This is a genomic window from Propionicimonas sp. T2.31MG-18, assembly GCF_964266745.1.
Lineage (GTDB): Bacteria > Actinomycetota > Actinomycetes > Propionibacteriales > Propionibacteriaceae > Propionicimonas.
In genome coordinates this window covers 147,071-158,197 of record NZ_CAXWGX010000004.1, presented here as the reverse complement: position 1 = coordinate 158,197, position 11,127 = coordinate 147,071, and the positions used below count along the sequence as shown (strand labels likewise).

Here is an 11,127-nt window from a genome sequence, read left to right as displayed (position 1 = left end):
TCCCCCCACCCCGCGCTCGCTGCCGAATGCAACGCCCGCTACCGGAATTCCGGTAGCGGGCGTTGCGCTCGGGGGCAGGAACGGGCGGGAGATCGCCGGGGGCCGGAGGGAGCGAGGCGGGCGGGTGGGCGGAGGACGGGCGGGGGGTGCCGCATACCCAGGGTGTAGGCGGTGAGGCCCAGCCCGAGCCCGAACACCTGTCCCGGCCCTGCCTGCACGTGGCCGGACGCGACGAGGCCGGCCAGAACGCCCCAGCCGGCCAGGTGCAGCACGACGATGAACGCCGCCATGCCGATGACGGTGCGCCGCTCGCCAGGGGCGGCGCACCACCGGTTCACAAGCGCGCCTGCCACTTCCCGGTCCACACCAGTTCGTTCGGGGTGCCCGTGAAGGCGCTCCGGCCCTCCAGCTTGTCGATGGTGGCCACGATCGCCGCCTCGTTGGAGTGGTAGGCGTTGACAAGGCATTTCACCATGGTCGCATCGTGCAGGTGCGTGGTGAAGTTGTGGCTGACCATGAACGTCGGCACCTCCCAGACGTACCAGGGGCACTCGTTGCTCATCGCGGTCTTCCACTGGATCCGGTAGTTGTTCTGGGCGCCGTAGCCCACGACCTCGGCCACGATCAGCGCGGCATCCACCTCGGCCCTGTACTTCAACGTCGGACCCTTGATCCGACTGTTGCCGTCGTTGACCGTCACCTCGTAGCCGCGCGCTGTGAGCTCCGCGACGTACCGGTTCACCGTGTCGTCGCTGCCGGAGTAGATGCCGCCCTTCTCGCCCGACAGGTAGTAGAGGCGGATCCGCCGGTGGTCCGCCGGGTTGAGTGGGAGCTGGTCGAGGGTGTTCTTGACCAGGGTGATCCCGAGATCCGCCGCCTCTGCCCGCAGGGCGAGGTGCTCGTCACACCCGACGACCGCGAGTGCGTCACGGGTCGTGAACAGCGTGCCGTCCGCCTGCTTCTCGTGCAGCCGCAGCCGTGCCTTCAGGCCGAGGACCCTGCGATTGGCGTCGTCGAGGCGCTCCTGGGTGATGATGCCCCGGCGGACGCCCTCGAGCATGAAGCCGAAGTCCTCCTCGAGATCGTTGAAGAACAGGAACAGGTCGCACCCGGCGGCGATCGCCCGGGGGACGTAGTCCTCACGGCGCATCGCGGACGTCATGCCGAGCATGTGGGACGCATCAGTGATCACGGCCCCGTTGAAGCCGAGCCGGGTCTTGAGCAGCCCGTCGATCAGTTCGGGCGCCAGCGTCGCCGGCAGGATGTCGCGGTCGGCGAGGGACGGGTCGAGCGCCTGCTGGTAGTGCGGCAGGGCGATGTGCCCGGCCATGATCATCTCGACACCGTTGGCGATGTGGGCGGCGTAGACCCGCCCGAACGACGCGTCCCACTCCTCGGGGGTGAGCTCGTTGACGCCGAGCACGAGGTGCTGGTCGCGCTCCTCCGTGCCGTCCCCGGGGAAGTGCTTGATGCACGTGATGATGTCCGAGCGCCGCTGTCCCTCGACGAAGGGCAGGGTGTACCGGAGGACGTCGTCCGCGGTGGTGCCGTAGGCACGGGTGTTGACGATGGTGTTGCGCCAGTTGGTCAGGATGTCGACGCAGGGGTCGAAGTTCACGGTGATGCCCATCGCGGCCATCTCGCGGCCGGCGACGTAGCCGGCGTCGTACGCCACTTTCGTGGACCGGCTGGCCTCGGTCTGGGCGCCGGAGGCGATGTAGGTGCCGTCGGACGCGGCGCCGTTGCCGCCGGAATCGCAGTTGGCTGCGACGAGCAGGGGGATTCGCGACGCGCCCTGGAGGCGGTTCAGCAGGTCCTGGACCTCGGCGGCGGTTCCGCCCTGGTACCGGGCGCAGCCGATGTGGAACTTCTGGATGATCTCCTCGGCGGTGTAGGCGTTGCCGGAGAAGCTGTCCGGCCCGAAGAAGAACAGGTTGGTGAAGAGCTGGCCGACCTGCTCCTCCACGGTCATCGAGGCGAGGGTCTGCTCGACCCACGCGATCTGGCCGTCGTCCAGGTGGTACGGCGCTGATTTCAGGTCCACGAGCGGCATGGCGATGTCCTTCCTCACTTCACGGCCGGCATGGTGACCGTGCGGATGCCGGAGATGGTTTCCCAGGGCACGACGTCCGGCAGTTGCGCGTCGAACTCCTCGATCAGGGACGCCTGGTAGGCGCCGGCGAACTCTCCGGCGAGGAACCGCGGGAGGGCCTCGGACGTGAAGCGGTGCCATGACTCGCGCTCACGGCCGGGCAGGATCGGGTAGTACAGGCAGCCGACCCTGGCGGCCGCGTCACGGTCTCCCGGAGCGTCGCCGATCAGCAGGATGTGGTCGGGCGGGTACTTGCCGACCGCGGCGAGCTGGACGTGCTCGGCCTTGCTGCCCATCTCCTGCCCGGCGATGACCTGCATGTACCGGGCGAGCCCGTGCTCGGTCCACTCCCTTGCCAGCGCCTCGATCGGCGTGGCGGAAGCGACCATCTCGTCCACCCGGCCGTGCATCGCCCGGACGGCGTCCAGCACTCCGGGGAACGGCCCGCAGCCGTGCACCATGTCGGTGATCGCTGCGTTCACGGCGTTGCCCCAGGCGATCATCCGGTCGGCCGTGGCGGACGGGTTCTCGGCCGCCCAGGCGGCCAGGCCCTTGTCAGACAGCGGGTGGGCGGACTCGATGAAGTCGGTGAGCTCCGGGTAGGCGGGGATGGTCACGCCGCGCTCGGCCACCTCGACCCGGTCGCGCAGCAGGTCGAGCACCTGGCGCAGGGCGAGCCAGCGGTTCAGTCCCCGCGTCACCGACCCGAGGTTGACGAAGAGGGCGGTCTGCCGCGCCAGCGTCGAGATCGGCTGGAGGTCCCAGTGGCGGATGGTGGACGGGGTGAAGCACTCCTGGTGCTTGATGTCCATGGCGTCCATGGCGCACCCGTCGGAGTCGATGCCGACGAAGAACCCGGTCGTCGGCACGAACGCCGACAACGCGGACGTGGCCGGCACGGCCGGGCCCGGGACGGTGGTGGCGTCGCTGCTCACTGCTCCTCCTCGCTGGGACCTTCTGCAGCGAGTACACCCCCCGTGGCACGTCGCCACCAAGGCGTTGCCAGTCCTTGCCGTGGAGAGGCGCGCTCCGCGCGCCCGGCTCACCGTCCGCGTTCGCCCTCGCCCGCCGCCCCTGGCCCGCCGCCCCCGGCCCGCGTTTGCCCCCGATTGCCACTCCTGCTGCCGGAATTTCGGCGGCAGGAGTGGCAATCGGGGGCAGGAACGATCGGAGGGGGGCGACGGGTGCCCGGGCAGGGCAGGGGGCCGGACGCGGGACGGTGGGGCGACGCCGCGGCGCCGCCCCACCGGTCGGATCACCCGTGCCAGACCAGCGAGTAGTCGGTCAGGCTGGTGTCGTAGGAGCCACCCACGCTCACCTTGTAGAGGCCCTTCGCGGTCTTCCACGCCGCCGAGGCGCTGTCGAAGTACTCGAGCAGGTGCTGGTCGGCGAGGTCCTTCGCGCTCAGGGTGAGCTGGACGGTCTTGCGCTGCCCGGGAGCGAGTGCCACCTTCTGCCACGCCAGCAGCCGCTTGGCCGGCTCCTTGGCCTTTGCCGGCAGGGTGACGTAGGCCTGCGCGGTCTCGGTGCCGGCCACCTTGCCCGTGTTCGTCACCTGGAAGAGGATCCGGACGTCCCGCTTGCCCTTGCCGTTGATCACCGGGGTGACGTGCAGGTTGCTGTACCGGTAGCTCGTGTACGACAGCCCGTGGCCGAACTCGAACAGCGGCTCGATCCCCCGGGACGCGTACCAGCGGTAGCCGACCTCGAGCTCCTCGGAGTAGGCGACCTGCCGGATCTCCGACGTGCCTGCCGGACGCGTGGTCGAGCCGTCGGAGAAGATGCCCGGGTACTGCGCGGGCGTGTTCGTCGGGACGTCGGCGATCGACTTCGGGAAGGTCATGGGGAGCTTGCCGGACGGGTTGACGCTGCCGAAGAGGATGTTCGCCAGAGCCGTCCCCATCTGCTCGCCCGGGTACCAGGTCTCCAGGACCGCACCCACCTCATCGAGCCAGGGCATCTCCACGGCGCTGCCGGTCTGGAGGACCACCACGGTCTTCTTCGCCGCCCCGGCCACGGCACCCACGAGGGCGTCACCGTTGCCGTGCAGGGTGAGGTTCGGGATGTCGCTGAACTCCCCCATGCGCTGGTAGCCGAAGACGATCGCGACGTCCGCCGCGGCAGCCTCCGCCGCTGCCGCGTCGACATCGGTGCCGGGATTCCAGGTCACCGTGCCGCCGGCGGCCTCCACCACCGAACGGATCCCCGCCTCGGGCGAGACGAGGTTCTCGCACGGCATGGTGTTGCGGCCGCCGCCGAAGGGCAGGTACAGGCTGCAGATCGTCTTCGCGCTCACCCCCGCGGTCGCGGTCGCCGAAGCGGTAGGCCCGAAGAGCGCCACCTTGAGCCCGGCCTTCGCCGACAGCGGGAGGGTGCGTCGCGCGTTCTTCAGCAGCACGGAGCCCTGCTCGGAGAGGGTGCGCGCCAACGCCTTGTGGGCGTCGGTGGAGCCGTTGGTGACGGTCGCGGCCATCGGGTGGTCGAACAGGCCGTGCGCGATGTAGGACGTGACCACGCGCCGTGCCGCCTCGTCGATCCTGGCCTGCGTGATCTCGCCTGCGGCGAGCGCCGCGTCCAGCTTGTCCGGCGTGAACCACACCGGCCGGTTGAGCTCCTGGTCGAGCCCGCTCATGAGTGCCTCCGCCGTGCTGTGCACGGCCCCGAAGTCGGACACCACGTAGCCCTTGAGCCCGAACTCGTCCTTCAGCACGTCCTGCAGCCGGTCGTTCTCACAGGCGTAGGTGCCGTTGAGCTGGTTGAACGAGCACATCACGTTTGCGGGCTGTGACCGGGCGAGCGCGATCTCGTAGGGCAGGTCGTAGAGCTCGCGCAGGGCCCGCTCGCTCACGACGGAGTTGCTCGTCTGCCGGTCGAGCTCCTGCTCGTTGGCGACGTAGTGCTTCAGCTCCGCCATGACGGCCCGGTTCCCGGTGGGGTTCTGGATGCCGTCCACCTGGGCGGCGCCGAGGTGGCCGGAGAGCACGGGATCCTCACCGAAGTACTCCGGGGTGCGCCCCGCGAGGGGTGTGCGTCCGCTCGCCAGTCCTGGCGCGAGGATGCCATTGCGTCGCTGGTCGAACGCCTCGTCGCCCATCGCCGTTCCCTTGGCCTCGGCGAGGTCGGCGCTCCAGGTCGAGGCGAGAGAGATCTGCGAGGGGAATGTCGTGACCCCGCTGGAGGCGCGCACACCTTCCGGGCCGTCGGTGTAGACCACGGTCGGGGTGCAGTCGACCTGGACCGGGTAGGTGACGCCGGAGAAGGTGGTCTGCTGGGGGCTGTTCGCCGGCTGCTCGACGAGCCACCGGTACTTCTGGGCCTGGGTGCTCGCCGCGAGCAGCGCGTCGGCCCGTTGCTGGGGCGTCTTCGTGGCGTCCATCCAGGCGACGGTGGAACAGTCCACCGCTGCGACGGCCGGGGTCGCCGGCATCACGGCGACCATCGCCGGTCCGACGAGGGCGACCGCTCCGGTCACCGCCAGCGCGCTGCGGCGCAGCCGGCGATGCCCCCGGAAGGGAGGAGTGTGAGGCATGTGCCCGCCTTTCTGATTTCGCGGCCCGCGGCATTACGGGCCTTTTCCAGAAGGCTAGGAGTGAATTCTGGAACGGGTCAATAGGTCGCCTCCCGTAGAGTTTTGTAGAATTCGTGGCGAAATTGTAGACTTCAGTCATCGGACAAGGCCTTATGTAATAATCCCTGCTATTCAGGCACGAATAATCACCCCCGGGGTGAGGCGCTCCCGGAGGTTGACCGCACGCGTGGTCTGTGGCCTAGGAAGAATTGTGTCCAATCGTCGCCTCGAGCACTTCATCGTTCTCCACTCGCACGGCGATTGGCGTTCCCGGGTCGACCGAGCTGGTCGCCACGCGCAGCTCGTGCCCGCCGGGGACGGGACGCCGCCGCGCGGCCACGGCGTCCCAGCGTGCGAAGGCGTCGGCGCCGACCACGGCGTGCGCGGCAATCCGGACCCCGGCAGGGACGTGCACGCGGACGACCCCGGCCAGCTCCGGCGCGGCACCGGCCACGCCGGCGTACAGCTGCGCCACGTGGACGCCGTCCCGCTCGCCGTGGTTGACCACGTCGAGGGCGACGCGGAGCCCGCCGTCGACGACCTCCACCCCGGTCGGCACCGCGGTCGTGGCTGCGTAGCCCAGCCCGTGGCCGAAGCCGTACAGGCACCCCCGCTCGCGGACGCCCGGCGACCGGTAGCCGATGCCGTCGTCGGCGTCGTAGTCGAGCCGCGTGGGCACGACCTGCGGCCCGTGGTCGCCCCCGGGGAGGTCCTCCCGGGCGTGCGGGAAGGTCAGCGGCAGCCGGCCCCCGGGTTCGGCGTCCCCGAACAGGACGGCGGCAAGCGCGGTGCCGAACCGCTCGCCCGGGTACCAGACGGCCAGCACGGCCTCGACCTCGTCGATCCAGGGCAGCAGGACGGCCCCGGGGGTGTTGAGAACCACGACCGTCCGCGGGTTGGCCGCGGCCACCCTGCGCACCAGCTCGTCCTGGTCACCGGGCAGCTCCAGGCCGTCGCGGTCCATGCCCTCGCCGGAGGCCTGGTTCACGAGCACGACCGCGGCGTCGGCGGAGGCCGCAGCGGCCACGGCCGCCTCGATCAGGTCGTCCGGCTCCTGCCAACCCAGCCGCACCGTGGGCCCCAGGCCCATCGGGGGAATGGTGATCGACGGGCCGGGAGCGTACTCGATGTCGAGTTCCACCGCCTGACCGGCGACCATCTGAACCACGGCCTGCAGGGGGTAGCGCGGGCCGTGGATGAACCGCTCGGCCTCGCGCGAGCCGACCATCACCGGGGACCCGTCCACGGACAGCGTCGCCCGTCCGCCGAGAGCAAGGCTCAGCCGGTGCGCGCCGGTGGCCCGGGGCACCAGCCGGCAGCGCCAGCGGCGCGGCCAGCGCGCGAGCGGAGCCGCGGGATCGACGGCGTGGTCGATCCGTGGCAGCACCTCGGTCCACGACGCCCCCGACTCGTCGGTGAACTCCACCTCGACGCCCGGACCGCTGCCGTCGGGAAGGACGAGCACCTCTGTGGGGACGGGCAGGAGCGGCACGTCGCCCAGGCTCCCCTGGGCGAACACCACCTCGCGGCCGGCGGCCCTCGCCTCGATGCCCGCGCGGGGGGTGACGAGGCGGTCAGGGTCGATGCTGACGGCCGCGGACCCGCCGACGACGAAGATCGCATCCTCCCCGGAGGGCCCGATCACCGCGAGGCGGCGGACGTCGTCTCCGAACGGGAGCGCGTCCCGCTCGTTGCGCAGCAGGACCGACGCCGCGACAGCGCAGCGCCCCGCGAGGTCACGGTGCGCCGCGGTCGAGGGCATGCCCGGCTCGGGGAGAGGGTGGTCGGCCAGGCCGGAGCCGATCAGGGCCGTGAGGAGGCGGGTGACGAGGCCCTCCACCTCCTTCGGCGCGGCAGCGACCATCTCCGGCGTCCGCCCGCCCGGCCCGCCGAGCGCACCCAGGTCGAGCCCGGCGGCGAGCGCTGCGGCGTCGTCGCGGACCGCGAAGAGGAAGTCCGGGCAGTAGAACCCCTGCCAGCCCCAGTCCCGGCGAGGAATGGCCAACAGTTCGGGCGTCTCGCACACGTAGCGTCCGTTGACCCGGTTGTAGGAGCCCATCAGCGACCAGGCACCCGCCTCCACGACGGCCCGGAACGGACGCAGGTAGGTGTCGTGCAGGGTTGCCGTGGACACGCCGATGTCCATCGCGTCGCCGCGCACCGCGAGGCCCTCGCCGGTGCGCCGGTCCTCGCCGCTGTAGGCGACGAAGTGCTTGACCTGGGTGATCACGTGGCGTCCCTGGGCGCCGCGGACGTGGGCGGCGCCGATCAGGCCGGAGAGGTGGGGGTCCTCGCCGAGGGCCTCGGGAATCCGACCGCCGCGGGGATCCCGGGCGAGGTCGATCGTCGGGCCGAGCAGCACGCTGAAGCCGGCGTCGCGTGCCTCCTGGCCGACGGCGGCCCCGTACTCGTACGCGAGGTCGGCGTCGAAGCCGGCGGCCAGCGCGATCCCGGCGGGGAAGGCCGTCGCGCCCGGGACGTCACGCAGGCCGGTGCCCGCGTCCACGTACTCGGGGGCGGGGATGCCCCTGTCCACCAGGGGCGCGAAGTCGCCCAGCGCGATGGCCGAGCGCTCTGCGTCGTCCAGAGACGCCACCAGCGCGGCGACCCGCCCGGCGAGCGGGGCGCCGGCGTCCCTCCAGGCGTGTTCCACTGCGGTCATGCCCCGCGCCGGGCGTTGAGTTCGGCAAGGCTGTTCTCGACGGCCTCGACGACCGCGGGCGAGATCAGGCTGAACGAGCCGAACAGGGGCTGGTTGGGCACCCATGCCGTCCGCCTGGTGAAGTCCTTGCCGACGGCGGGGTCGATGCGACTGAAGGCGTCCACCACCGCCCGGTACGCGCCCGGGTCGTCCATGATCGCTGACAACGGCGTGGACGTCGTCAGCGGGGACGGGGCCGGCTCGGCCTCCGCGGCCACCGTCCACTCGTGGTCACCGGACACCACGTCGAACGACCGGCCGTCGGGGAGGCTGACGTGCGCGCCGGCGTTGGCCGGGACGTGCGCCGAGATGAGCACCTGCCCGCCATCGCGGCGCCAGGCGACCCGCGCCTCGCCGTACGGCGTGAGGTGCCGGGTGGCGGCCCAGTCCAGTGCCGGGAGGGGACGGGGGGCGATCTCCAGGCGGTGGTAGCCGGGGGCGGCGGGCGCGAGGCCGGCGACGACCCGGTGCAGCCAGTCGGCCACTGCGCCGAGGGCGTAGTGGTTGAAGCTGGTCATCTCGCCGGGGTTGATCGACCCGTCCTCGAGCATCGAGTCCCAGCGCTCCCAGATCGTGGTGGCGCCCATCGTGATCGGGTAGAGCCACGAAGGGCACTCCGTCTGCGTGAGCATGCGTCCTGCCTGCCGCAGGTGGCCGGTGCGGGTGAGGGCGTCGGTGACCAGCGGAGTGCCGACGAAGCCGGTGCTGATCCGGTAGCCGTCCCGGCGCACCAGCCAGGCCAGCCGCTCCCCCATGCGCTGCGCGAGCGCCCCGGTGACCAGGTCGAACTCGATCGCGAGCGCGTAGCTGGTCTGGGCGTCGGACAGGATGCGTCCCGCCGGGGTCACATACTCTTCCAGCCAGGCCCGGCGGACCTTCTCCGCGACGCCCGTGTAGTGGGCGGCGTCCGCGTCCTCGCCGAGGACCGACGCGGTCCGGGCCAGCAGGCTGGTCGAGCGATACAAGTAGGCGCTGGCGACGAGGTCCGGGTCGGCCTTCGCCTTCGCCGGATGGTCGGGGGGCGCGTCCGGGTCGACCCAGTCGCCGAATTGGAAGCCGCCCTCCCACAGGTGGCGATCGCCGGCGATGGCGAGCAGCTGCTCCACCCACGCCTTCGCCGACGGGTACTGCGTGCGCAGCACGCCGACGTCGCCGAAGCGCTCGTACAGCACCCACGGCAGGATCGTGGCCGCGTCGCCCCAGGCCGCGGCCGGCACTTTGCCGGAGTCGAGGACGTCGGGGACGATGAACGGCACGCCACCGGCCGCCTCCTGCTCCAGGGCGAGGTCGACCAGCCAGGAGGCGAGGAACCCGTCGCAGTCGTACAGGTAGGACGCGGTCGGGCTGAACACCTGGATGTCACCGGTCCAGCCCAGCCGCTCATCACGCTGCGGGCAGTCGGTGGGCAGGTACAGGAAGTTGCCGCGCATGCCCCAGACCACGTTCTCGTGCAGCCGGTTCACCAGCGGGTCGGAACACTCGAACCAGCCGGTGCGCACCATGTCCGAACCGATCACCTCCGCGGTCACAGCCCCCGGGTCGAACCCACCCGGCCAGCCGGTGACCTCCGCGTACCGGAACCCGTGGAACGTGAAGCTCGGCGCCCACTCCTCCACCCCGGTGCCGGCCAGGGTATAGGTGTCGGTGGCCTTCGCCACCCGCAACGGCCGGACGCCCAGTTCGCCGTCCTCGAGCACCTCCGCGTGCCGCAGCGTGACCACCGTGCCCCCCGGACCCGACACCCGGATCCGCAACCGGCCCACCAGGTTCTGCCCGAAATCCAGCAGCGTCCTGCCCGAGGCCGAGGTGAGCACCTCCACCACCGGGACGCGCTGGGTGACGCGCACGTCCGGACCGGTGCGCGGCCCCGGCACGGGCCCGCCCTCGCGGACGGCCACCGGCGCCCAGGCGCCGTCGTCGAACCCCGGACGCGACCAGCCCGCCGGCGCGCGGCGGGCATCGAAGTCCTCGCCGAGGTAGAGGCCGGAGGCCGTCCACGGGCCGTCCTCGCTCACCCGCCAGGCTGGGCCGCTGGCCACCCACTCCGTGCGCCCGTCCGCGTACTCAAGCAGGAGCTGGCCGGCGAACGCCGGCTGCGTGCCGTAGAACGGCTTGGCCAGCCCCTGGAAGCCGTAGCTCTCGGTGAACCAGCCGCCGGCGAGCGCCACGCCGACGGCGTTGCGCCCGGTGGCGAGCAGGTCGGTGACGTCGGTCGTCTCGTGCACGAGGCGGAACTGGTACGGCGTCCACCCCGGCTTGAGCACCTGGTCGTCGACCGGCGCGCCGTTCACCTCGGCGGCATACACGCCCTGTGCCGTCGCGTAGAACGTGGCACGGACGAGGCCCGCGGCGACGTCGAACTCGTGGCGCAGCAGCGCCGGCTGCGCGTGGTGCTGCGGATCGGGCAGGCCGACGAAGCGCGCCGTCCACTCGCCGTCGGCGAGGAAGGTCGCGCGAACCTCGCGCCCGGCGCTCCACGGCGACCAGCCGTCGACGCCCTGCACCCGGACGCGGATCGTGCCGCGCTGGCGCGGACGGAGGGGCGCGAACGGCCACTCGACGAGCACCGACGCGTCGCCGTCGAGCTGGTAGTTGGTGGTCGTCGAGCCGTCGTCCCACGACAGTTCCGCGGCGAGCTGGCGCCAGCCGGGGACGTCGGAGCGGGTGGCCCAGGACAGCCTAGGACGGGCGAGCGGGGCGTGCGGCGAACCGTGCCGGTACTCGAGCCGGACGGAGTCGACGGCGGTGGGCATGCGGGGGACCTTT

6 protein-coding genes are annotated in these 11,127 nt (G+C 71.6%); all 6 read right to left on the bottom strand.

Annotation, left to right across the window (positions count from 1 at the left end; genetic code table 11):
- Window positions 1-38 precede the first annotated feature (38 nt).
- The gene (locus tag ACFQQJ_RS04640; RefSeq protein WP_377104594.1) at window positions 39-353 is read right to left on the bottom strand and encodes a hypothetical protein; all 315 of its coding nucleotides are present in this window, start codon (window positions 351-353) and stop codon (window positions 39-41) included.
- Window positions 335-2,053, bottom strand: coding sequence for a glycoside hydrolase family 3 protein (locus ACFQQJ_RS04635; protein ID WP_377104592.1), 1,719 nt, complete (start codon window positions 2,051-2,053; stop codon window positions 335-337). The genes ACFQQJ_RS04640 and ACFQQJ_RS04635 overlap by 19 nt, the downstream gene beginning before the upstream one ends.
- A gap of 14 nt (window positions 2,054-2,067) precedes the next feature.
- The gene (locus ACFQQJ_RS04630; RefSeq protein ID WP_377104590.1) at window positions 2,068-3,027 is read right to left on the bottom strand and encodes an HAD family hydrolase; all 960 of its coding nucleotides are present in this window, start codon (window positions 3,025-3,027) and stop codon (window positions 2,068-2,070) included.
- 320 nt (window positions 3,028-3,347) lie between these two features.
- Window positions 3,348-5,621, bottom strand: coding sequence for a beta-glucosidase (locus tag ACFQQJ_RS04625; protein WP_377104588.1), 2,274 nt, complete (start codon window positions 5,619-5,621; stop codon window positions 3,348-3,350).
- 238 nt (window positions 5,622-5,859) lie between these two features.
- Window positions 5,860-8,322 (bottom strand): glycoside hydrolase family 3 C-terminal domain-containing protein, encoded by a 2,463-nt coding sequence (locus ACFQQJ_RS04620; protein WP_377104586.1) that lies wholly within the window; start codon window positions 8,320-8,322, stop codon window positions 5,860-5,862.
- Window positions 8,319-11,114, bottom strand: coding sequence for a family 78 glycoside hydrolase catalytic domain (locus ACFQQJ_RS04615; RefSeq protein WP_377104584.1), 2,796 nt, complete (start codon window positions 11,112-11,114; stop codon window positions 8,319-8,321). The genes ACFQQJ_RS04620 and ACFQQJ_RS04615 overlap by 4 nt, the downstream gene beginning before the upstream one ends.
- Between the last annotated feature and the right edge of the window lie 13 nt (window positions 11,115-11,127).

Excerpts from the sequence above, each read along its gene's own strand:
- ACFQQJ_RS04620 (WP_377104586.1), bottom strand. The coding sequence starts at position 8,322 with ATGACCGCAGTGGAACACGCCTGGAGGGACGCCGGCGCCCCGCTCGCC.
- ACFQQJ_RS04625 (WP_377104588.1), bottom strand. The coding sequence starts at position 5,621 with ATGCCTCACACTCCTCCCTTCCGGGGGCATCGCCGGCTGCGCCGCAGC.
- ACFQQJ_RS04615 (WP_377104584.1), bottom strand. The coding sequence starts at position 11,114 with ATGCCCACCGCCGTCGACTCCGTCCGGCTCGAGTACCGGCACGGTTCG.
- ACFQQJ_RS04635 (WP_377104592.1), bottom strand. The coding sequence starts at position 2,053 with ATGCCGCTCGTGGACCTGAAATCAGCGCCGTACCACCTGGACGACGGC.